The sequence below is a fragment of the Bdellovibrio sp. genome, from assembly GCF_047637665.1.
Lineage (GTDB): Bacteria > Bdellovibrionota > Bdellovibrionia > Bdellovibrionales > Bdellovibrionaceae > Bdellovibrio.
On sequence record NZ_JBLJBT010000025.1, the window covers coordinates 1 to 23,109 of the forward strand.

At 46.6% G+C, this 23,109-nt stretch carries 22 protein-coding genes; 17 read left to right on the forward strand and 5 right to left on the reverse strand.

All coding sequences use genetic code 11. The features are described from left to right. The first annotated feature begins 222 nt into the window (after window positions 1–222). Both ACM64D_RS07940 and ACM64D_RS07945 read left to right on the forward strand, forming a co-directional pair. On the forward strand, window positions 223–837 hold the full coding sequence (locus tag ACM64D_RS07940) for a nitroreductase family protein (RefSeq protein ID WP_415062667.1): 615 nt from the start codon (window positions 223–225) through the stop codon (window positions 835–837). Window positions 838–998: 161 nt separating this feature from the next. After that, on the forward strand, window positions 999–1,556 hold the full coding sequence (locus ACM64D_RS07945) for a hypothetical protein (protein WP_415062668.1): 558 nt from the start codon (window positions 999–1,001) through the stop codon (window positions 1,554–1,556). A 5-nt stretch (window positions 1,557–1,561) separates the two neighbouring features. On the opposite strand, the gene ACM64D_RS07950 is transcribed toward ACM64D_RS07945, so the two are convergent. Further along, window positions 1,562–2,059: a cache domain-containing protein gene (locus tag ACM64D_RS07950; RefSeq protein ID WP_415062669.1), complete on the reverse strand. Its 498-nt coding sequence runs from the start codon at window positions 2,057–2,059 to the stop codon at window positions 1,562–1,564. Between the two features lie 247 nt (window positions 2,060–2,306). On the opposite strand from ACM64D_RS07950, the gene ACM64D_RS07955 reads away from it, so the two are divergent. Together ACM64D_RS07955 and ACM64D_RS07960 are read left to right on the forward strand one after the other, a co-directional pair. After that, window positions 2,307–4,457, forward strand: a complete 2,151-nt coding sequence (locus tag ACM64D_RS07955) for a methyl-accepting chemotaxis protein (RefSeq protein WP_415062670.1) — start codon at window positions 2,307–2,309, stop codon at window positions 4,455–4,457. Window positions 4,458–4,536: 79 nt separating this feature from the next. After that, on the forward strand, window positions 4,537–5,346 hold the full coding sequence (locus tag ACM64D_RS07960; RefSeq protein WP_415062671.1) for a hypothetical protein: 810 nt from the start codon (window positions 4,537–4,539) through the stop codon (window positions 5,344–5,346). On the opposite strand, the gene ACM64D_RS07965 is transcribed toward ACM64D_RS07960, so the two are convergent. After that, complete coding sequence (locus ACM64D_RS07965; protein WP_415062672.1) at window positions 5,343–6,509, reverse strand: AGE family epimerase/isomerase; 1,167 nt, start codon at window positions 6,507–6,509, stop codon at window positions 5,343–5,345. The two genes, ACM64D_RS07960 and ACM64D_RS07965, sit on opposite strands and share 4 nt — an antisense overlap. 203 nt (window positions 6,510–6,712) lie before the next feature. Between ACM64D_RS07965 and ACM64D_RS07970 the strand changes: the two genes are divergently transcribed. Then, window positions 6,713–8,170, forward strand: a complete 1,458-nt coding sequence (locus ACM64D_RS07970; RefSeq protein WP_415062673.1) for a trypsin-like peptidase domain-containing protein — start codon at window positions 6,713–6,715, stop codon at window positions 8,168–8,170. Here the strand turns inward: ACM64D_RS07970 and ACM64D_RS07975 are convergent, their stop codons facing one another. From ACM64D_RS07975 to ACM64D_RS07985, 3 genes are read right to left on the reverse strand one after another with little or no spacing between them, the layout of a single operon-like run. After that, window positions 8,171–8,893, reverse strand: a complete 723-nt coding sequence (locus ACM64D_RS07975) for an amino acid ABC transporter ATP-binding protein (protein ID WP_415062674.1) — start codon at window positions 8,891–8,893, stop codon at window positions 8,171–8,173. It lies immediately after the preceding gene. Continuing rightward, complete coding sequence (locus ACM64D_RS07980) at window positions 8,890–9,633, reverse strand: amino acid ABC transporter permease (RefSeq protein WP_415062675.1); 744 nt, start codon at window positions 9,631–9,633, stop codon at window positions 8,890–8,892. The genes ACM64D_RS07975 and ACM64D_RS07980 overlap by 4 nt, the downstream gene beginning before the upstream one ends. Continuing rightward, window positions 9,633–10,391, reverse strand: a complete 759-nt coding sequence (locus tag ACM64D_RS07985; protein WP_415062676.1) for a basic amino acid ABC transporter substrate-binding protein — start codon at window positions 10,389–10,391, stop codon at window positions 9,633–9,635. The genes ACM64D_RS07980 and ACM64D_RS07985 overlap by 1 nt, the downstream gene beginning before the upstream one ends. Before the next feature lie 95 nt (window positions 10,392–10,486). Between ACM64D_RS07985 and ACM64D_RS07990 the strand changes: the two genes are divergently transcribed. From ACM64D_RS07990 to ACM64D_RS08045, 12 genes are all read left to right on the forward strand, one after another. Beyond that, window positions 10,487–11,020, forward strand: a complete 534-nt coding sequence (locus ACM64D_RS07990; protein WP_415062677.1) for a thioesterase family protein — start codon at window positions 10,487–10,489, stop codon at window positions 11,018–11,020. 123 nt (window positions 11,021–11,143) lie between these two features. After that, entirely contained in the window at window positions 11,144–11,623 is a 480-nt protein-coding gene (locus tag ACM64D_RS07995) for a KdsC family phosphatase (protein WP_415062678.1), read from the forward strand. Window positions 11,624–11,630: 7 nt separating this feature from the next. Beyond that, the gene (locus ACM64D_RS08000; RefSeq protein WP_415062679.1) at window positions 11,631–12,356 is read left to right on the forward strand and encodes an outer membrane beta-barrel domain-containing protein; all 726 of its coding nucleotides are present in this window, start codon (window positions 11,631–11,633) and stop codon (window positions 12,354–12,356) included. A 13-nt stretch (window positions 12,357–12,369) separates the two neighbouring features. Further along, window positions 12,370–13,170: an outer membrane beta-barrel domain-containing protein gene (locus ACM64D_RS08005; RefSeq protein WP_415062680.1), complete on the forward strand. Its 801-nt coding sequence runs from the start codon at window positions 12,370–12,372 to the stop codon at window positions 13,168–13,170. Then, entirely contained in the window at window positions 13,167–14,750 is a 1,584-nt protein-coding gene (locus ACM64D_RS08010; RefSeq protein ID WP_415062681.1) for a tetratricopeptide repeat protein, read from the forward strand. Before ACM64D_RS08005 ends, ACM64D_RS08010 begins: the two co-directional genes overlap by 4 nt. Window positions 14,751–14,753: 3 nt before the next feature. Beyond that, the gene (locus ACM64D_RS08015) at window positions 14,754–17,960 is read left to right on the forward strand and encodes a tetratricopeptide repeat protein (RefSeq protein ID WP_415062682.1); all 3,207 of its coding nucleotides are present in this window, start codon (window positions 14,754–14,756) and stop codon (window positions 17,958–17,960) included. Then, window positions 17,960–18,811 (forward strand): tetratricopeptide repeat protein, encoded by an 852-nt coding sequence (locus ACM64D_RS08020; RefSeq protein WP_415062683.1) that lies wholly within the window; start codon window positions 17,960–17,962, stop codon window positions 18,809–18,811. Before ACM64D_RS08015 ends, ACM64D_RS08020 begins: the two co-directional genes overlap by 1 nt. 12 nt (window positions 18,812–18,823) lie before the next feature. After that, the gene (locus ACM64D_RS08025; protein ID WP_415062684.1) at window positions 18,824–19,138 is read left to right on the forward strand and encodes a hypothetical protein; all 315 of its coding nucleotides are present in this window, start codon (window positions 18,824–18,826) and stop codon (window positions 19,136–19,138) included. Then, window positions 19,135–21,222, forward strand: coding sequence for an AgmX/PglI C-terminal domain-containing protein (locus ACM64D_RS08030; protein WP_415062685.1), 2,088 nt, complete (start codon window positions 19,135–19,137; stop codon window positions 21,220–21,222). The genes ACM64D_RS08025 and ACM64D_RS08030 overlap by 4 nt, the downstream gene beginning before the upstream one ends. Before the next feature lie 54 nt (window positions 21,223–21,276). Beyond that, window positions 21,277–21,942, forward strand: a complete 666-nt coding sequence (locus ACM64D_RS08035; protein ID WP_415062686.1) for a MotA/TolQ/ExbB proton channel family protein — start codon at window positions 21,277–21,279, stop codon at window positions 21,940–21,942. A 22-nt stretch (window positions 21,943–21,964) separates the two neighbouring features. Continuing rightward, a complete protein-coding gene (locus ACM64D_RS08040; RefSeq protein ID WP_415062687.1) occupies window positions 21,965–22,441 on the forward strand; it encodes an ExbD/TolR family protein in 477 nt (158 codons plus the stop codon). Then, on the forward strand, window positions 22,441–23,031 hold the full coding sequence (locus ACM64D_RS08045; protein WP_415062688.1) for an ExbD/TolR family protein: 591 nt from the start codon (window positions 22,441–22,443) through the stop codon (window positions 23,029–23,031). Before ACM64D_RS08040 ends, ACM64D_RS08045 begins: the two co-directional genes overlap by 1 nt. Window positions 23,032–23,109 lie beyond the last annotated feature (78 nt).

The following is a 23,109-nucleotide window of genomic DNA, read 5'->3' on the forward strand; positions in this document are numbered from 1 at the left end:
TCAGCTGGGAGAGCGCAACGCTGGCAGTGTTGAGGTCGTCGGTTCGATCCCGATCAGCTCCACCAATTTCTCTTACAGGGTCCTAAAGGGATCTTATAGAACTTCTTCTTGTTCTTTTGCAGCCATAATCCTCTCAGAATAAATCGAGGGCTTTGTTTTTTGACGAGCTCGGTTTTTTGTTTCTGAAATTGGAGCTAATCTGCGTGCATATGAGGAGTGATTATGGAGCAACCCGCTTTCGACTTCGAACACAAGAAATCCAAAAGAAAAAACGTAAGTGTCCTTGATGCTATTCGCAGTCGACGTTCGATTCGCGCTTATTCCTCTAAGCATGTAGATAATGATTCCGTCGCTCTTTTACTCGATGCCGCTCATTGGGCTCCGAGTGCGATGAATCTTCAACCCTGGTGTTTTGCTGTTGTCCAGAATAAACCTCTTCTTCATCGTATCAGTCAGGAAGCGAAAGAGGTCGTATTGCATTCACCTATGTGGAGCAGTTCTCTTGAAAAGAAGCTCACACCTCTTTCTGATCCCGGTTTTGATATTTTTTACGGAGCAGGCACTTTGATTGTTATTTGCGCCAAGACGGAAGGTTTTGAGCCGACGGGAGACGCCTATTTTGCGGGCCAAAATCTGATGTTGGCGGCCTACAGTCTGGGGCTTGGCACCTGCGTTGTCGGTTTTGCACGAGATGTTTTACGGAACGATCATTTTAGAAAAGAGCTTTCCATCCCCAAAGACTTCACCCCTGTTTTGCCTATTATCGTGGGTTATCCCACCGAGGCGCCTCACGAACCGAAGCGAGAGGTTCCTCCTATTGTTAGTTGGATTCGTTAGGGCATATCTTTTCTGGCGCCAATATCGGTCACCTCTGTCTGACTCATAGACAGGCTGAGTCCTTTTAAAATAGACGTAGGGGCTTTAGAGCGGATTTCGGGGCGGCCTGTTTTTCGCTAAGGTAGGGGCATTCGAGGACTCATTAGAAAAGGTGTTTTTTTATGAAGAAGAATCTTGTACTTATCTTTGCTCTTCTAGTCTTGGGCAGCATTGCGCAGGCGGCCCCCTATTATACGGGAGTTGGTTGTGATGAAGAAGGTTTGCGTTGTACCTTTGGAAGACCTTCCGATCGAGTTGTCAAATGGAGTCGAATGGGAACGGTGCAAGAGCTGGGAGAACGCTGTGAGCACTTTATCCGCGGTATTGATGAGCGCAGAAATGAAATTAGTAAATCCCAGAATCTAGATTTGAAGTATAAGAAGTTTACCTATAGCTGGTCCCAAGAAGTGCAAGCAGATGGGCGAGCAAAAATCATTTGCAGTGTGGAACTGCACTCGGAACTTCCCGAAGTTAAATTAGAAACTAAGAAGTATAAGGACTTCTTCTGGGTTTGTGAAAATGAAGACAGTCCCGGGATCTGCCGCCACTATCTGAAAGAGTGTGAGGCCGCGCGTGAGGAAGCTCTTAAGGGAGAAAACGTCTTAGATGCGACGATCTATCGCGGAGCTTCTCTGCTTCAGGGAAGTATTTGCACCGTAGCGACCGTCAAGGTGAAGTAAATTTCCTATTCCCAAGTTCCAGAGCCTACAACCCATGGGTCCTGAAGATCCTTAGCTTGACAGCGACGGATCCAGGCCTTCTTGGGTGTTGCCTTTTTATCCCCAAATTTCGTCCACTCGTAGTTCACCCACGATCCTTCTGGGGATTTTGTTGCGGCGTTTGAGAACTCGACGAAGATGGCTTTACCTTGAGGGTCTTTTTCATTCGTTAGATTCATGCCATTCATGTTGGGCTTTAATGGATGGATGATCATCTTGGGAGTAAAATCGTTGATCCATACATAGTTAGGTTCTCCACAGCACTCAAAGCGCATGCTATTGATGGTGAGAAGGGCCGTTTTGCCTTTTTCTTCCAGTTGGGCACAAGCCCATTCAACCTTTTCTTTGATAAGTTCATCTGAACAGACGGCGACTTTATTGGCGGACGTGCAGTTTTCCGCGGCCCACGTGGTGACTCCTGAGAGAAAAAGGAATGCAGGAACTAGTCTTAAGATGTGCTTCATGGAGGACTCCTTCATTGGCTTCTCTTGCTTCGGATGAGAGAGGGATTTACTTGAAGCGATTCTTTGAAAATCAGCTTCCGTGAAACATAAGCGTTTGCCTCGAGAGATTTTTGATGGGAGCCCATTTGAATGGTTCACTAAGGGGCCTCCTCCTTTGGGACAGGTCTTCAGAAAGACTGCGACCTTTCTGAGAAAATTCGATAAATTAACAGAACCTTAACTGTTTTAGCACACAAGGATTGCCTGCATGAGAAGTTGGAGTATCTCCAGTCGCTTTATTTTGTCCATCATGATCTTTTCGTTGCCCCTGTTAGCGATGATTTACTACCTCTATCAGGCTGCCAACGAACAAGTGATGTTTTCTGCTAAGGAAGTGAAGGGCAGTGTTGTCTTAGAACAACTAACCAGCTTTCAATCTAAAGCGACCGCGACGCATTTTCAGAGTGTTGCGAGTAACAAAGATATTGAGGACAAGGATAAAGAATCTCTTTCTAAAGAGTGGAGCGATATTCTTGCGGAACTCCCGCCAGAGAAATTAGATAGCGAAAAGCTTAAAAAATCTCTGGAGGCTTATCTTTCTTCTAGTCTCGAGGAAAAAAAGGTGGGTGGACGCTTCCTCATGTTCAATCAAGACTTGATGTCGGTCAGAGAAAACATTGCGGACAGCTACAATATTGTTTTAGATCCGGATTTGGATTCCTTTTACGTGATGGATCTCTTGATCAACTGGCTTCCGAAGGTGCAGGAAGCTTACATTCAGTTTGGCCAGTTCGTGGGTGGGGCCGACGATGTTATGATCGAATTCCAAAAAAGCCGTCTTCTTGGCAGTCAGGCTCAGTTTGAGGAAGTTGTTAAACGAGTCATTATGAATTTGGACAAAATCAAACAGAACGATTCTGTCTATTATGGCGAGTTGGATTCTTATCAGAAGAACTATCAATCTTATCAAGACAATATTCGAGAGCAGTTGCGCGAAGTCTATTCTTTGGTAATCAATGCGGATCGGACTTTGACGAATAAGGCACAGTCCTATCAAAAGCTTTCCGACCTTTCAAAGAAGAACGCCGAACTTATTCTGAGTCTGGACCATGACTTTGATGGATTTTTACAAAGCCGAATGAAAGAGCTGAGATCAGCCCGTAACAGCAAACTTTATATGTCAGTGTTTGCGATGATTGTGGCAATTTTATTTAGTGCTTATTTGGGCTACACCATTAGTAGAACAATTCGAACTTTCTATATCGCGGTTCAGAACTTAAGAACGGATGCAGGCATTGCTCTTGAAGTCGGTCAAAATCTTATTCATTCAGCTTCTAAGGTTTCAGAGTCCTCTTCAACTCAAGCGGCAGCTATTGAGGAAACCAGTGCGTCTTTGGAAGAGTTAAGCAGTATGGTTTCGATCAATGCACAAAATTCTTTGAAAGCCCGAGAACTGGCTAATGAAGCAAAAAATCATGCTTCTCAGGGCAGTTTGGAGATGCAGAATCTGATTGTATCGATGAATGAAATCTCGGAAAGCTCAAAGCAAATTGAAGAGATCATGAAGATCATTGATGATATTGCATTCCAAACGAATCTTTTGGCTTTGAACGCTTCCGTGGAGGCCGCTCGTGCGGGCGAACACGGGAAAGGATTTGCTGTCGTCGCCGATGCGGTGAGGGCTTTGGCGCAGAAGAGTGCGGACTCTGCCAAAGAAATCGGTACTTTGATTACAGACAGTCTGCATAAGATCGAAAATGGTAAAAAGAGCGCCGATCGCAGTGGGGCTTCAATGAAGTCGATCTTGAGCTCCATTGAGAACGTGAACTCTTTAAATGGGGAAATTGCCAGCGCCAGCCAAGAGCAAACGACCGGCATTCACCAGATTTCTAAAGCGGTGAGCGAGTTGGAGCGCGCAACAATTGAAAACTCGGGAGTCGCTCAACAGTCCTCTGAGTATTCCGCCAAATCCCTGGGGCAAGCGGAAGGCCTTATGCGAATCGTGGATGTTCTTGAGGCCGAACTTTTGGGGACCGCGAAGCAACACGAAGTTCAGGAAAAAACGGATCTCAATTTCCAAGAAGCCATTCAAGCCCACCTTAAGTGGCGTGGACGTTTGAAAAACTACGTCGATGGCGTCAGTTCTGAAAAGCTCAATAGCGAGGTTGTCTGCCAAGACAATCAGTGCGCCGTAGGAAAGTGGATTTATGGAAGCGGTCAGAAGCACAATCATATCCCTACGTTTGCCACTTTGAAAAAGGAACATGCCTTGTTTCATAAGGCGGCCGGCGAGGTTGTGAAAGCGGTTGAAGGTGGAGACGTTCCGGGAGCCAAAAGCTTGCTGAGTGAGAATGGCGAGTTTGAACAAAGAACGAAAACCACCGTGGCCGCCCTTCAGGAGCTCAGCGAACACATGTGATAGCGTAAAGACTATTGTCCCAAATTGAGACATGGAATAGAATCTGCACTACCTGTGAAGCAATAAGGTAGAGGTGAACATGAAAAAGTGGATTCTATTTCCCCTTCTTTGGGCGCAAGTGACTTGGGCTGGAAATTCAACGATTGAAATTTCACAGCGTTGTGCCCCCCTTTCTTCAGAAGAAAAGCCTCTTTATTCCGGTGAGTTTCGCTGGGGTTATGACCTTCCCACCATGCTTCAAAAATTTGTCGAGATCTATCAATCGCCAAAGCGTTTGCCCCGCCGTGCTTATTGGGACTCCCAGAAGCAAGCTTTGAAATTGCCCTACGATGGGTTTCGTGGGGGCGATATTGAAATTTCCGAAAGCTTTGTGAAAACCATCGTTCGTCACGTTGAAAGAGCTTTTGAGTTGAAATATGTCGATGCGGTTTTCTTTCCGGATATGGGCCATTCTCATTTGTTGATTCCACAGCAGCTCATGAAAGATAAATACGACAAGTATCCAGTCAATAACATGTCTGGAATGTATCGGGAGATGTTTGGCGATGGAGCTGTCGAAATCTTGTATCATACGGCCGAACAACTTCAGGCTTTGGATGAAAATGGAGACGTGTTAAACGATGACCACATTCGTTGGCGACATCATACCAGAAATATCGTTGGTGGAAATTTTCCAACCACAGATCTGCGCGTCTTACAGAACCCGGCAAGTAAAGCCAATACCGTGAATGAAGTGCCCGGATACTATTGGTGGGGCGCTGGATTTAACTTGAGTGCGCAAAAAAACGGATGTTTTGAATACCGAGCCCAAGGGAAGGTCCTCTATTTCGATCTCAGCATGTATGATTTAGAGCCAGACCCTGATTCATCTTGGGGAACCGACTACTAAAATCCTGTCAGTTTTGGGCGAAGATTCACATACTCTTCCATCGCATTGACAATGTGATAAAGCGAGCTGGCCTTCGCCGAGGAGCCACTAAAAGTATCTTCGGCCGACAGCATGTCATACCAAAGACCCTTCATTGGTGTTTCGAAAAATTTAAACAAAGTCGTTAAAGACTCATCCGCAGCCTTAGCGTAGCGGGCTTGGTCTTCACCTGAAACCTCACACCCCAAACGAACTGCCGCCTTGATTCTTTCACATTGCGGCCAGAATCGAGATGACCGAGTCTTCGGCATGTAGTTGCTCCACATTTCATCAAAGACCACTTTACGCTCTGGTGAGGTCCCGTGTTCTTCAGCCAGAAGGAACAACTGATGTCGTACTGATTTTAAGCTTTGTCCAGTAAGGTCTTCATACAAAGACATCAACCACGCCCATTCATATTGATGGCCAGGCTCATAGATGAAGACTCCATTTTGCAGAAGATGATTCCATTGCTCATCGAAGTATTCTCCCAGGACGTGGGATTGAGGGTTGATGAACTTATTCAAACAGAGTGTGATAAGTTCATGTCCTAAGTCCTTCCATTCTGGATCGGAGTCAATCTGCATCCACGCCACGGCGGATTCGAAAAGATGCATATGGGGGTTGGATTTGTAAGAGACAGTGCCATTGTCATCGACTTCCGTGTAACCGCCTCCCGCTACGCGACGCTCGTTGTGAAGATACTTTAGCAGGGTTTTGGCGCACTCTTTATACTCCGGACGAGGATTTAAAGAGTAAGCTTGCGCCAAACCAAAAAGAGCAAAGGCCTGAGTGTACAGATCGGGAGTTCGACTTTTCGGAGTTCCATCTGGGTGCACGGAATAAATAAAAGCGCCCGAAGAATCAGAAAAGCGTTCCATCATGTAACGCGTTCCTTGTTCGATTGCAGAGGACGCGACGTCTTGAGGGCAGCAGCCCATTTTGGCTCCGGTCAAAAAGGCGTAGATCTGTCGGGCTTGGACCATGGCTCGTCGAGGAACATCCATGGGGCTTCCATCAAAAGAAATGCTTTCTACGAAACCGCCATATTTTAGATCAAGGCCCTTTTCACTCCACAAGGGATAGACCTCATGGGAAAGCCATTTTTTAGATTGATCGATGAGTTGAATCGGTTTTGTGGACATAGGACTCTCGCAGAAAGTGGGATTACTGTTCTCTCTATTGAAACATTGTCTGTGGAGGCGTGTGAGGTCAAGTTTTGACGGAGGCGGTCTATGCTATTTCGCAGGATTGTGACTTTTGTGGAGATCAAGGTACTTCATTGGCCATCCTAACGGGGGCGCATTACTCTGGAAAAAGAAGGTGGGTGCGATGATGAGGGGTATTTATGATCAAAGGCACTGAACTTGAAAAGAGAAGTCGGCAACAAACCCACGAAGCCATGAAAGGGGTTGTGCGAATCTATGGGCGCGGTTTCGGGGAAGGCGAAATTCGCTCTATCTTGGATCCCCGTTTCGTTTTCCCTGAAGAGTGGGTGGCTTCAGGATTTTTTATTCGGATCGAAGGTGAAGAAGGTTATATTCTTACCAACAGTCATGTGGTTCGAAATGCAACTCATCTTGAGATTATGTCGATCTTGACCAGCGAAGAGCTCTTCCAGGTCGAAGTTATCGTGCTTGTTCCTGATCTAGAACCCGATATCGCTCTTTTGAAAATGCCGGAAAAGGAAGTTCGTCGTTATTTAAAGATCGCACATCTTAAAACTCTTCCCGCGTTGAAGGTGTCATTTTCAAAAAGTATTATGCGAGGAGATGAAGTGAAAGCCATTGGTTATCCGATGGGAATGGATGAACCCAATATTTCAGGAGGAGAGATTTCGAACTTTATCTCTGGCTCGGACTATTCGATTGAGCGTCTGGTGACGGACGCCGCGATCAATCCCGGAAATTCCGGGGGGCCTGCCATCACCAGTGGTGGTTGGGTGATCGGCATTAATACCGCGATGATCGTGCCAGCGGAAAATATTGGTTTTATTACTCCGATCTATCTGGTGGACAATGTTTTGCAAGATATTTTGGAAAAAGGAGAAGCGCAGATTCCCCGCTTAGGCGCAACCCTCCAGAAAAATTCGGAGGCCAACGCACGGTATTTGGGAATGAAGGCCATGGAGGGTGTGATTGTCACAGAAGTTTTTAAAGGCAGTCTGGCCGAGAAAATGGGTTTAAAAACGCACGACGTGATTATGGCAATTAATGCTCGTCCCATAGATCGTCACGGATATGTTCTTTTGGAGAAAAGCTATCGCAAAAAAAATATCTACGACATCATTCACGACACCCTTCCTTCTGACTTGATTTCCTTAAGTATTTTTCGTGAAGGAAAGCGTCTGACCTTGAAGTCGAAAGCAACTTCCTGGGCTGCCGGAGAATTCCCTTCAAAACCTATCATCACTCAACGAGGTTATATCTACTTTGCAGGGATCATTATTCAGGAGGTTTGTGAAGAGGTGATCTCGGCCTTGACGGTCTATGTGGCCTTTGAACGGGTTCGCGCTTATCGTGACTACTCGGTTCAGGGGCACAACTTGATCGTGACCCATGTTGGGGGCGGAAGTATCGGGGACGAGGCTGGAGTGGAACTGGGGGATATGATCACGCGAATTAATGGACAAAGGGTGCAAAGTCTGCAAGAGATGCAGCACTGTCTGATCGAAAAAAGAAGGGCGGGAAACCCCTTGGTCACCTTGGATTTTTCTTCGGGAGCCTTTGCTTGTTTTGAAAGAGAAAGTCTTTTCGAGGATGACATGAAGATTCAGTACCCCAGTGAGAAGAAATTCCACTCTTAACTAAAGAATTTTACTTAAAAAGGATCGTGTTCGTTCATTTTGAGCGTCGCTAAAGATTTGTGCCGGAGTTCCGATTTCAATAATTTGCCCCGCATCCATGAAGAACACGCGATCACAAACTTGTTTTGCAAAGCCCATTTCGTGAGTGACGACCACCATGGTTTTTCCGCCATGGGCTAAAGACCTAATCACGTCCAAAACTTCTCCAACCATTTCAGGATCAAGTGCCGACGTCGGTTCATCAAAGAGCAGAAGCTGGGGTTCCATGGCTAAAGCGCGAGCAATGGCGACGCGTTGTTGCTGTCCTCCCGAGAGTTCATGAGGATAGGAGTTCTCTTTTTCTGAAAGTCCGACACGTTTGAGAAGCTCTCGGGCCTTCATTTCAGCTTTTTCCCGAGTCATCTTTTTGACAGAAATAGGAGCCAAGCAGATATTCTCCAATGCGGTCATGTGTGGAAAAAGATTGAAGCGCTGAAAGACCATTCCAACATGAGAGCGTAAAAGATTGAGATCGGTCTCAGGATCGGTCACATTGAATTGATCCACGAGAACCTCACCACCCTGTGTAGTTTCCAAAGCGTTGAGACATCTAAGAAAGGTGCTTTTGCCTGAACCCGAGGGGCCGATGACACACACGACCTCATTGTCCTTAATCTCGCAGTTGATATTCTTAAGAACTTGCTTTTCACCGAAATATTTTTGCAGGTCTTTGACTTGAATCATGAGTTTTTAAACTTTCTTTCAAGAAGGTGAACTCCGTAGGATAGACCTAAAGTGATAATTAGATAGATGAATGAAATAAAAAGATAAGGCTCCCAATAGCGGGAATAGGCTCCAGCGGCGGTGCGAGCCGCATAGGCCAGTTCAGCAAGGCCAATAGCGGACACCAAGGAGGAGTCTTTTAATAAGGTAATCGCCTCATTTCCCAAGGGGGGAAGCATGCGGCGAAATGCTTGAGGAATAATAACTAATTTCATAGTTTGAAAATAGTTAAGACCTAAGGAGCGGGCGGCCTCAAATTGCCCTTTGTCTATGGATTGGATTCCTGCCCGAAAAATCTCGGCGATGTAAGCGGCGGCATTTAAAGAAAGAGCTAACGCCCCAGAAATAAATGCTCCGTATTCCCTTTTCAGATGAAGAGCCCATTGGCCCTGAATCAGCAGGCCTTCATCGGGATGAATGAGGAGCGGAACTAAAGCAAAATGAATCAGAAGAATTTGAACGAATAGCGGCGTGCCACGAAAAAAAGTTATATAAAGCTGACTGGGAATTCTTATAAAAATCGCGACCGGCCACTTCCAAGGACCTCTCTCCACGAACGCAATTTTTCCAATCCCCAAAAACAACCCCAGAAGAGTGCCAAAGAAGACCCCGATGAGCGTCAGTTCAAGAGTTGTTTGAAGGCCTTCTAAGAAAAGGGGCCAGTACTCGACAATGATGTCCGTGCGAAACCAGCTCAACATCAGTTCTTTTTCTCGGCGAAATAGTTTTTATAAAGACGATCATAGGTGCCGTCGGACTTGATGGCTTGAAGCCCCTCGTTGATTTTCTTAAGTAGGTTGTGATTTCCTTTTCTGACGGCAATTCCGTAATGTTCTTTGGCGAAGCTGGCATCGGAAACGGTTTTAAATGTTTTGGGATTATTTTTAAGGAAGTTATCAATAACGCCATTGTCCGCGACAACTGCATCCACGCCCCCATTTGTCAGCTCTTGTAAAGCCAAAGGGGTGCCCTCAAAGCGTTTGATATTTTGACTGGATTTACCCAGAAGACGACTGGCAATTTCATCCCCCGTGGTTCCGGTTTGTACGCCCACCTTGAGTAATTTCAACTCGTCGAACTTTGTCACCTTGGAAGAAACAGGCAAGGCAATCAGTTGCACGGCTTCAAAGTAAGGTTCTGAGAAGTCCATGACTTTTCGTCGTTCGTCGTTAATCGTGATTGCAGAAATCAGGATGTCGCGATCTCCAGACTCGAGTTGGTTGAATAGACCTTCCCAAGGAGTATTGACGATCTTGATTTTAAGTCCGGCTTTTTCTGCGATCGCCTTGATGATATCGATGTCAAAACCTTGGACGGTTTTGTCAGCGGTTTCACTTTCGAAGGGGGCGTAGGCCGCGTCTGTTCCTACGATAAGTTCAGAGGCTGTTGGTTCTTGCTTTTTGGTGCAGGCAAGCAGGGTTAAACAACAGATAATAAGTGTCGTCGCAAACGGCTTCATGGATATCACCTCGTCTAGAGCTGTATAGGGTCACTTGACCATTCCTAAGTCCTTGAGTCAAATGTGATTTATAGGTTGTTCCGGATAGGGTTGTTATGAACTTAATTTTTCGTCTATTGCATATTCTTTTGTTTTCCCGATTTCGTTCAAAGGTTGAGGTGATGTCGGAATGTGCGACGCCGTTTCGAGTTTGGCCCACGGATCTGGATGTGCTGATGCATATGAACAATGGAATCTACTTATCCCTTCAGGATCTTGCCCGCGTGGACTATATGATTCGTGCGGGGGCTGCAAAAAAAATTTCAGAGCGAGGATGGTATCCTGTGGTGGCTTCTGAGATGATTCGCTTTCGTCGCTCTTTAAAGCCGTTTCAGAAGTTTGAACTTCACACCCGCCTGTTGAGTTGGGATGATCGATATCTTTATTTAGAACATAAGTTCACCAGTCGGGGAGACCTCGTCGCTGTCGGCATGATTCGAGCTCGCTTTTTGAGCAAAGCCGGTGGATTGGTGTCGCCCCAAGATCTCTTAAAGGTTTTGGATCTTTCGATGGAACCTCCCCAGTTTCCAGAGCATTTGAAGTCGTGGCTTTCGGCGGATCGAGACCACTCGAAGTCCCTGGGGCTTTAAACTAAAAATCTCTGGACTTTTGTCTTGATCAAAACACAACCCTAAGTCCTGTATCAAGGTAGGGCACTTGCTCCCTTGTCTATTATTTTCCACAATGATTTAGTGGGATTAGAAATTTCAAAATTGAAAAATATCAAGATGTTGGTCCTCGACGTTGATGGCGTTTTAACTGACACGCGGGTGTGGTTTGACGGCAATGAATGGCGTCGATTTTTTTCAATTCGAGATGGTGTTGGCATCAAACGCTTGATTGATGCGGGTTACAAGATCGCTGTTATTACCGGAACAAAGGCAGAAGACATTCGGACCCGCGTGAAAGCCTTGGGAATTCAGTATTTTTATGAAGGTGCGCTCGACAAAGAGCCCTCTTTCTTACGTTTGCAACAGGATTCTGGAATAAAGCCTGATGAGATGGCTTATGTCGGCGACGACATTTTTGATGTTCCTCTTCTTCAGTCTGTTGCCTTTGGAGCCACTGTCCCGGAAGCAGTGGATGAAGTTTTGGAAGTTGCTGAGTATGTCACTCGCAGACCTGGAGGGTGTGGGGCTGTGAGGGAAGTTTGTGATTACATCTATAAATATGGGGCCTTTTCCTCTAGGTAGGTAATGCATGCTAAAAAATGGTTTCAAAGCCGTTATGGTCATTGTTCTCGCCTTGCTTTTGCACAAGGCCGCCTTTGCGGCGGAGGTGGTAGATCTTCCTCCTGAAGAGTTGGCTCAAGAATCCGTTCTGCCGGTCTTTGATAAGCCGGTCAGCGTGAAAAATAGAAATATTCTTACCGACGGACGTTTTGAAGCAGACGTGTTCTATGGTTACGCAATGACCGAGCCGATTGCGAACGTCAGTAAAATGGGTTTAGGAATTTACTACAACACAAGCGAAAGTAGTGCTTGGGGATTGTTGTTAGCGAAGAACTCATCTGGTCTGTCCAGCTATGCGGATCAACTGAATCAGCAATTCAGCCTGCAATTTGATCGTGCGCCGTCTCCGGAAATGACAGGGATGATCGATTATAATCTGAAAGCTTTCTATGGGAAAATGAGTGTTACCAAGTCGGTTGTTTTCAACACCCTTCTGTATGGCTCTGCATCGGTGGGAGCTGTAAAGTATGTCCACAAAACCTACCCCGCGGTCGCTTTAGGTTTGGGACAAAAATTCTATTTTACGAAAAATTGGGCCTTCCGTTTTGATCTTCGTCTTTACGCGCATCAGGCCCCTGTGCCGTTCTTGGCGGGACGTCTGAAGCCTGCCGAGCCTGTGCCAAACTACTCAGATTTCCAAGAGCGCTTAACCCTCACGACGAACCTTGATGTGGGTCTGTCGTATTTGTTTTAAGAGGAGCTGACAGATGTTGAAAAAGAATATCACTTTCCTGATTTTGCTCCTGACTCTTGCGGCCCCTGGGGTCGTAAGAGCACAAGCCAATGAGGCTGAAGAACTTGATGTTATTGAGTTGGAGATTGATAAGTCGGCTCCCAAGCCGGCACCTGCAATTTCTAATTCAGCACCGGCTTATCAGGAGGTTTCTCCAAAAGATAATACGCTGACGGATTTTTCGGGACTGGGAACATTGGCTCCCTTCCAGGAAATTTCAGTCATTCAAAAAAGATTTTTGCCAAAGACAGGGCGTTTTCAGCTTTTTGGGGGCTTAACAACAGTCACCAATGATCCGTTCTTTCTCACTTTTGGTGGTGTTGCCAAAGCCAGCTACTTTATGACTGAGCAGTGGGGCTTGGAGTTGAACTACTTCGGTCTTTCGACGTCCAACCGCCAGGCAACCGACGAACTTCGTGAGATCCAAAACGTATCCACCGAAAACTTGGTTTATCCAAAGTCCTTCGCGGGTTTGGACCTGATGTATATCCCCATTTACGGAAAAATGACTTGGTTTAATGAAAAGATCGTTCCTTTTGATCTCTATTTCTCGGCGGGTTACGGAACGACCAACACTCAGGCGGGGGAAAATGCGGGGACGATCCATTTAGCGACAGGTCAGATTTTTGCGCTTTCCAAGGCTTATGCAGTTCGCTGGGACTTTAGCTGGAACTTCTTTAATGCGACCGGCATTGATGGTTCGACAAACTCTTTCAACAATCTCTTCCTGACCGTGGGTATGAGTTGGTTCTTTCCGGAGGCTAGTTACCGATGAAGAAATTATTACTACTCCTGATTGTCGCAAGTTTTGTTATGCCGACGACAAGTTCGGCGCAACGTAAGACAAACCCAAAACAACTCACTCCTCGTCGAGCGGCGCCGGTGATTCCGTCTAATTCACGTGAAGCTACTTTGCGTAATCAGTTGAGCAATGCTCTGCGGATGGCGCAAGGGGGGCAGTATGAGTCCGCTGCGAACTCATTATTTTCTCTCAGCCGGCGTTCTGAATTGGCTGATGAACGTCCGCAAATAAAATACATTCTGGGAACTATGTTGATCGAACTGAAGATGTACCAGACGGCGGCCTTCCAGTTTGTCGACGTGATTCGTACAAAACATCCAAAATACTCTAAGATGGCGATTGAAAAGCTTTCGATTGTGGCCGACAGCTTGGGTGACGACACGATCTTAAACTATGCGATTTCACGGGTGGATCTTAATGATTTCCCAGCCAACCTGAAGGACATGATCCACTTCCGTTTGGGAGAGATCAAACTGCGCAATCGTGAGTTTGGGCAGGCGGCCGAGCTTTTTGGTCGTGTGAGTTATGGCAGCAGCTATTATTTCCAAGCTCTTTACAACAAGGGTCTGGCCGAACTTGAAGCCAATCAACCGGCGTTGGCGATCGGTACTTTCAACAAGATGTTAGACGCTCGCCGAAAGGCTCCCGTCACTGATACGAACAGAGTGGCGGCGCAAATCGGCTTGGCGCGGGCTCTTTATCAAAAGCAAGATTGGGAGGCTTCTATTGAGGCCTATTCGCAGGTGCCACGAGATACCATCATGTGGCATGACGCGATTTTTGAACAAAGTTGGGCCATGCTTCGTGCGGCTCGCTTCCGTTCGGCTTTAAGTAATTTCCAAACTCTCCATTCGGCATATTATGAAGACTTTTATATGCCGGAGAGTTTACTTCTCCGTTCCATCGTTTACCTCTACATCTGTAAGTACGACGAGATGGAAAAGGTTCTAAGTCTTTTCGAAAAGACTTACGGGCCGGTTCGTACCAGAATCGGAGACTTCTTAAAGACGACCACAGAAGCTAGCGCTTTCTATGCAGAAGTTGAGAAGGCTCACTTTATGAAGACGACAGATAAAAGCGCAAACTTACGTTTACCTTACATCGTTCTTCGTCACGTTTTGGATCAAGGGGACGTGAAAAGATCCATGCATTATATTGAAAAATTGAATCAGGAAAGAAGCCGGGTTGAGGCAAATTCTTCTTTCCGCGCTTCACCGCTGGGACAATATGCCCTGAAGATCCTTAGCAATCGCAGTCGCAATGCGAAGTTCGCAGTGGGCGACATGGCGAAGGCTCATCTCCTCAATATGAGAGTGGAACTTCGTGATCTTTATGAACAAGCCGGATTTATTCGTTATGAGATGATCACGGGTCGTAAAGAAAGTATCAAAAAGAAAATCGCCGGAAAGGATATTGGAACGGAACAGATCGACGAAAAAGTGGATCGTCAGTTCTATATTCAAAATGGTTACGAGTACTATCCATTTAAGGGCGAGTACTGGTTGGATGAAGTTGGAAATTATCACTACCTTGGCAAACAAAGCTGCGAGTAAAATATGAAAGTCAACAGGCATCAACTTCTTGTTTCAAGTCTTCTGATTGCACTCTGCGCAGGGCCGGCGGCCTTAGCGCAAGGTACTACCGTAAAAACCACAAAGGTCGTCAAGAAAAAGACTGTGGGCGAGTTGTTGTCGCAGGCCGGAGAAAACAGCCGCGGGGGGCGAGTTCAAATGTCCAAGACGGACACGTCTTTGCCGTCTGCAAATCTTGGTTTTAAAGATGACGTGAAGTCTTACAATCTTGAGTCTGTGAAGCCACCTCGTTCCTCTGAGATCATGCAAAGAGAATCCGGTGGCGGAGAAAAGGCAGAATACGAAAGAGTCCTCGATCAGCAGATCGGGGAGCTTTATAAGTTGACTCAAAAATTTAAAAGCAGCCCGAATCGCGGCGAGCTTTGGCTGCGTTTGGCAGAGCTCTATGTTGAAAAGGCGGGTTTGATCGACTCTCGCAAGCAAGATGACTATGATGCGAAACTGCGCGCCTTCCAGGCTGGAAAAACCAAAAATAAGCCAAAACTGGATGTTGCGGAGGCGCGGGAGTATAACAAAAAAGCCGTGCAGCTTTATGAGTGGTTCCAACGGGACTTCCCTCGCGACGAGAAGATGAGTCAGGCGCTTTTCTTCTTAGGATACAACTATTTTGAATTGGGTGAGGTCAAAAAAGGGGCTCATTATTACGAGCAACTGACCCAGGGATATCCGAACTCCTCCTTTGTTGGGGAAGCGCACTTTGCCTTGGCTGAATACTACTTTGAAAATGAAAAATGGGCTCAAGCCTATAAAGAGTATTCATTTTTGATTAAAGAAAAAAAACATCGTCTGCACACCTTTGCCCTGTATAAAGGCGCTTGGTGTCTTTTCCGCATCGGAAAGGTTCAGCAGGCCATGAACTATCTTGAGTTCATTATTAAGACGGGGAAGGTCGAGATCGGTGAACAGTTGGCAGGAAAACGTTCTGTCAACCGCAACCGTCTTGAAAACGAAGCCCTGCGGGACATCGTCGTGTTCTATGCAGAGGGCGGAGATCCGTCTAAAGCGGCTTCCTACTTTAAGAATCTGGTGGGTGGCGACTACAATCCCTACCTAGAACGGTTGGCATATCAATATTCTGATCGTGGTAATAAGGATGCTTCTCGTGAGGTCTTTAAGCTTCTGATTTCTCAGAACCCCACGTCTCCGAAGGCCTTCGAGTATCAGTATCAGATCGTGCAAAACTATTATTATGCTAAAAACACGTCGCGCTTCAAAACGGAGCTTTATAGTTGGGTCAAAGATTATGACTCAAATGGTGCTTGGTACGCGGCCAACAAAGGCAATAAAGAGCTGATTGAAAGTTCCTATAAACTGCGAGAGACCACGTTGCGCAACTACGTTTTGCAACAGCATCAGACCGCACAAAACTCCAGAGCACCGTATTCTCAAGCTCAGGCCAATGAAGGTTATCAATTATATCTTCGCGAGTTTGCCGACTCAGCCAGCTCTGGAGATATGCACTTTTATTACGGTGAGCTTTTATATGACATGAACAAGTACGATGAAGCGTCCATGCAGTACAAATGGGTTGTCGACAATGCTCCGCAGAGTAAGTTCTATGGAAAATCGGCACAAAATTTAATTTTGTCCGTGGAACGCAGTATTCCTTCGGATCAGGAGATGCAAAAACGTGTCGGGACTTCGTTAGATCCCGTGCCGCTTGAGCCTAAAGTGGATCGCTTTATCAAAGCGGGGCAATGGTATGTGGAAAAATTCCCTGGCTCTGAAAAGTCCGTCGAGATCAAATTCCGTATCGGTCGACTTTATTATCAAAGCAATCATTTTGATGAAGCGACGAAGTACTTTAAAGAGATCGTTCAGCAGAGTCCCAACACGAAGTATGCTGAGTATTCGGCCAATCTTCTTTTGGATATCTACAACCTGAAGAAAGACTACGCGGGTTTAGAAAAGACAGGAGCAGAGCTTCTCTTAGTGCCTTCTATTGCATCCTCAAAGGCGGGGGCCGATATCCGTGGAGTTCTTGAAAAGGCGTCATTTAAGCGTGGTCAGGATCTGGAACTTGAAAAGAAATACGCGGACAGTGCGCAAGTTTATGCGGCTTTTGCCAAGCAGAATCCCAAATCAAGTCTGGCGGTCACGGCGTTGTTTAATGCCGGCGTCAACTTTGAAAGAGCCGGCATGAATAGTCCTGCGATTGAATCCTACCAAGGAGTGATCGCTTCGAAGGACCCGAGCGCCGATAAGTTAAAACCCAAAGCCTATCGTCTTTTGGCAAAACAGTATCAAGATTCAGCTCGTTTCGAAGAGGCGGCAAAGCTTTATCGACAAGCGGCTCAGGAAAGTCCGACAGATCCATTAGCGCCCAATTTGATTTACAATGCGGCGGCCCTCTATGAAGCGCTGGGAAAGTCAGATGACGCGATTCGGTCTTATACGGAATTTACAAAATTAAACAAAAAACATTCAGACAACGTCGAGGCGGTCTACAGCATGGCACAGATTCACCGCAAGGCGGGTCAGAATGCGGCGGCCATTGCACGCTATACGGAATACGTGGAAGCCGGCGGGCGTGATCAAGAAAAAGTCGTTGAAAGTGCTTACTGGGTTAGTGAACTTTCTCGCCGTCAAAAGGCCATGACCAAAGCCAACGAGTGGAGTCAAAAGACTTTGGCGTTACAAAAGCGTTTTGCTCCAAACAAGAAAGGTGTCGGGGCTTCTTACGCCGCGAAGATTAAGTTGGATGAAGCGGAAGGAACTTTTAAAGAGTTGAAGGGCGTGACCTTCCCGGCGGACCCGAATAAACAAAAAGCAGCTGCCGATAAGAAAGTAGCTCTTTTGACAAAACTCACGGGCGAGTTGGCGGAAGTTATCAAGTACGACAGCGCGGAAGAAATCGTGAGTTCACTCAGTATTTTGGCGGAAGCCAATCAGAACATGGCGCAAGCGATCTTAAATGCTCCTCTTCCTCCGGGATTAAACGCGGAAGAGACCAAACAATACAAGGCCGGAGTTGAAAAGTTCGCGGAACCTTTCAATACCAAAGTCCGTGAAAGCTTTAAGCTGGCAGTCGATCGGGGTTTGGAGTTGGAAGTCTATAATGAAGGATTTAGAACTGCTTACGACTATATGAGCAAAATTGAGCCCAAGAGCTACTATAATGGCGGAGAAATTGGCTCTGACATCCGCTTAGTAAACTGGATAGGTCAATAATGAAGAAGATCTTAGTTATACTCTCTCTTTTTGTTATGGCGGGGTGTTCTTCCAGTTCGGTGAAGGAAACGAAGACGGAATCGTCTGAAGTGAAGACCGTAACGGAAGCGCCGGTGGCGAAAAAAGAAGAACCGAAGGCTCCCGTGGTCGAAGAGCCAGCCCGTCCGGTAATTCCTGCGACCCCATCGCAGTATGCGGAGCTGAACGAGGCCATCAAGTCTCAAAGCGATGAAAAGATCTATCAGGCGGCCACTCATATTTTGACTCAGTCGCCGAACGATACGAAGGCATTGAATGCTTTGGCGATGTACCATTATAAGCGAGGTCGATTTGATCTTTGCCGTTACCTTTTGAATAAAGCGATTGCCGCCAGCCCCAAAATGGCCGAGCTGTATTCAAACTTGGGTATTGTCCAGTTGGCACAAGGGGAAAGACGTGAGGCTATTAAGTCGTTCCGCAAAGCTTTGGACATCAACAACGATGAAGCGGTGGCCGCCTCCAATTTAGGCGCCATCTATGTTCAAGAAAAAGACTATGGAAAAGCTCAGGTTGTCCTTGAGACTGCTTACAAGCGAGGCGTGCGTGATTCGCGAGTTTTGAATAACTTTGCGATTGCCCTGACTGCTCATCGCAAATTCGATCGGGCCGAAGATCTTTACAAGACGATCTTGAAAGACAATGCGAACAATAAGGAAACTTTATATAATTATGCAACACTGTTGGTAGACCATATGGGTAAATACCAAGAGGGTTTGGACCTAATTAACAGACTAAAGTTTGTAGGTGGGCCTGCAGATACTCGCAATAAAATTATTGCTTTGGAAAATAAGGCGAAAGCTGGTTTAAAATAGAGTGAAGGATTGGTGAAAGCTATGTTGCGATATGTAATCCAAATTTCAATTTTTGTGGCAATGATCTGTGCGTTTGACCAGAGCTTTGCGCAATCAGATCGCACATCGTCAACGACCACCACTGTGACCACAACCAAGAAGGAACGAAAAGCGACGTTGAATTTCGAAGATGAGTTGGTCGAAGGAGCAACCCAAAAACCGGAATTGTTCTATCTTTTTCAGAAGAAGAACTTCAACTACAAAAGATTGATTAAATTAAGAGAAAACTTTTTACCCGAGATGAGAAGAACAACAGAGGACATACAGCGGGTTCGGGGTGGTAATTGAGAGCGCCTTTAATATTTAGAATTTTTAAAAACAATCAGCTCGTCGGTGTTAAGCAGTTCGATCAAGATCAGATCGTGGTGGGACATAATGCCGAAGTGCATTTGGATCTCGATTCCGATCAGGTTTCGCCGATTCACTGTCTTATTGAGCTGCGCGATAACGGTTACTATATATGCGACTTGGGTTCCTCATCAGGAACCTTTAAGAATGGGCAGGCTGTTCTTGATGAATTGATTTCATCAGGGGATGAGGTTGAAGTAGGGCCTTTTAAAATTGCCTTCTTTGTCGGAGTTCCGAAGCCTAAGGTGGCACCCGGAGTCACGGTTGCCAGTCAGGCCGCGACCCCCGTAGCGCCGGTAGAAACTAAAAAGGCGACACCCGCACCGATGCCTCCAGCGGCCGTGGTGAAGAGTGAAGAGATTAAGGTGACTCCCGCAATTCCGGTGGAAGTTCCCAAGGTTGAAGACAAGCCGGTGATTACAACGGCTCCAGTGCGACCTGAGATCCGTAAAGATCGTAATTTCTATAAGAAACCTAAAAAGACAAAAACATTTGCACCTCCAAGTGATGTGCAAGATTTAAGAACTTATTTGAAGCCTGGCAAAGGAACCACAGTCGAGGTTTTGGTTGCGTGGAAAGAAAGAATTCTGACCACCTACCACTTCAAAGGTAATAAAACCATTCGTGTGAACACGGGTGGGGATTTACAAATTGCTCTTCCTGACGGTTTGGTTCCACGCGGATATCCCATTTTAGAAATGGCCGGTGGTCTTAAGGTGAACACCACCGCTGAAATGAATGTGGAGATGATATCGGCGGCAGGCCTTCAGCCTGTTGAAGATTTAGCTCGCAATGGAAAAGCCCAACGTGGCGGCCAAGGCTACCACGTTCGCGTAGATCAAAACGAAATGCTTTGTGTGACGTTGCCGGGTGGCAGTATCACTTTGTATATTCGCTTCTCGCCTCAAGCACCATTGGTGCCGATGCTTCCGATGATGCTCTCGGGTTCGGAAATGACGGGCGTGGTGATGTCCTTGGTGATGGTGTCGTTGTTGGCACTCTATATCTCCGCGACAATTCCGAAGGACTGGCAGGAAAACAAACAAGAGGAAGTGCAGCGTATCGCGCAAGTGGTGTTTAATAAACCTCCACCAGCGGCGTCTCCAGTTCCAACGCCTCCTCCTCCGACTCCGCCGCCCGTGGCGCAACCGACTCCGACACCGACGCCTCCTCAAAAGGTGGTGGTTGCGGATCAAAACAAGGATGCGCAGAAAAAGGGACAGCAGGGGCAAAAGGCGGCAGCCAATCAGGTGGCCGCGCGAGCTAGTGAAGTGGCTCCGAAGCCTAATGCCAAAGATCGTACTAAGAAATTCACTTCAACTCGACAGGGTGGAGCGATCAAGACGGGTCAGACGGAAGGAGCGAATGCTCAGTCGTCGAATAAAGATCTTTCGAAAGTGGGACTCTTTAGCGCCTTTGGTGGCGGTGGAAGTCGCGCCAATATCGACAAAGCGTATTCGGGAGCTGGTGAGGTTCTGGGAATGGCGGATAAGGCGACAGGAACTTCCGGATTCAATGAAGATCGTGCTGGCGATGATTTAGGTTCTAAGTTTAAGGATGCCGGTGCCGGAGGAAAAGGAACTGCCACCCAAGGGATTGCAGGGATTGGAACCAAAGGACGGGGATCGGGGCAATCTGCTTACGGAGCCTCTGACGGCTTCGGCAATAAAACCACAGTCGCTATCGAGGGCGGTGGTTTTGAAGAGTCCTTTGATGGAACGATTGACAAGGAAGCAATTCGTCGTGTGATTCGTGCCAAACTTCATGAGGTGAAGAGTTGCTATGAGCGAGCTCTGAACACCATGGAAAAGGGACGTAAACTTGAAGGTAAAATTGTTTTAGGCTGGGAGATTATAGAAAAAGGGCAAGCGCGTAACGTGAAAGTGAAGAGTTCTTCTTTGGGCAACACCCAGGTTGAAAGCTGCATTCGCGACCGTTTGGCAAGTTGGACTTTCCCAGAACCTCCACCAGGTCTTGTGGCCGAAGTGCAGGCGTATCCCTTTGTGTTGAACCAGGCTAATTAGTTTTTTTTATAAACTCCGGCAAACCCGGAGGAGAAATTTTAAGGAGGAGTTCCCGTGAACCCAACAGTTACAGCAGACAACATGAATTTCATCCAGCGCGCTTTCGCTGAAGGTGGTTTCGTCATGTACGTGATCGCAGTTATTGCCATCTTGGCTTTATTTGTGATCGTCGAAAGAATGATGAAAATGAAAAACCTTGCAGTGGATAAAAAAGAATTCACAGATCAAATCTTCAGAATGGTGGTTTCCGGCGATCTCCGTCAGGCCATTAGTTACTGTGATGCTCGTCCCGCTCCTTTGACAAATACTGTGAAAGCGGGACTTGTTCAGGCGATGAATAAGCGCCCTGACGAAGAAGTCCAAGTAGCCATGGATGCCGCAGTAATGAGAGAGATGCCTAAAGTAGAGGGATGGGTGTCCTTCCTTGCGGTTTTCGGTAACGTGGCCGTTTTGGCGGGTCTTCTTGGAACGATCATCGGTATGATCGGTTCATTCCGTGCGGTGGCGGCAGCCGACCCTGCAACGAAAGCTCTTGAACTTTCCAAAGGTATTTCGCACGCCTTGAATTGTACGGCGTTCGGTCTTTTGGTGGCGATCGTTTCTATCGTTGCTTACGGTTTGTTCCAGCATCGCATTCAGAAAACAGAGAATGAAGTTGTTGAGACAAGCATGAGTCTTTTGAATCTGGTTGTTGCGAATAGAGAAAAGATTAAAGACTAATAGGCAAGATTAGAGGTTTTCAATGGCTCACATAGATAGTGGCGAATCCAGCGGCAGAAAGAAGAATATCGAGTTGAATCTCGTGCCTTTCATCGACTTGATGAGTGTTCTCATCACGTTCTTGCTGATCACTGCCGTTTGGACCCAGGTGTCTATGATTCAAATTGGTAGTTCCCTGTACGGGAAGAAATCGGACACGCAACCCGCTCCCACGCCTCCTCCCAATGCGGATGTCGTATTGAAAGTGGATGTGAAAGAGATGGGTTATGTCTTAACTGTTGGGAGACAAGTGATCAGTCTTCCCATGGTGAATGAACAGTTTGATGAAGCCGGTCTTGTCGCACAGTTGCAACGTGTGAAGCAGCTTTACCCTGAAAAGGTGGATGCGGTGGTCAGCGTTGCGGATGCGATTCCTTATGAACAGCTCATTAAAGCAATGGATAACTGCCTGACGGCAGGATTTTCAGCGATTTCCGTTGCGACAGGAGGGCCGAACTGATGGCCATCTTCAGACCCGGTGAAAGACACCGTTATCACAATATCTTGAGTAAACGTAAAGGGAAGCGGGACGTGACAGCGTTGCTGTCTTTGACAGCGATGGTGGATATGTTCACGGTGCTGGTGATCTTCCTTTTGCAGAACTACAACGCGACGGGGGAAATTCTTTATATCCCGAAAGAAGTGGTTCTTCCCAAGGCGACCAGCGTGCGTGAGCTGAAGCCGGCTCATGTAGTCACGATTTCAAATAAAGAGATTCTTTTGGATAAGGATCCCGTGGCGACGTTTGATGAAGTTAAAGCGGCGGAAGACTGGAATATTCAGAATCTGAAGAGTCAGTTGCAAGAAGCTTTAGCGAAATCAAAAGCGGAGCAAGAAAGCAAATTGCAGAATAAAATCCGTGATGTGGTTGAGTCCACTCGGGGTGAGACGGAAGAGGATCCTAATGCGTGGAGCAAGGTGACGATTCAGGCCGATAAAGGCGTTGATTTTCTGACCATTAAAAAAGTCCTTTTCACGATCACGGAAGCTGGCGCCGGAGAGATTAATTTCGCGGTGACTAAACTTCCTCAGGATTCGACATCCAATTAAAGATTCTATATGATGCGCAGGACGTTAATTTTAACCGGACTGCGCAGCTGACTCCGTCCCTGTAAAGTGCGAACTTAA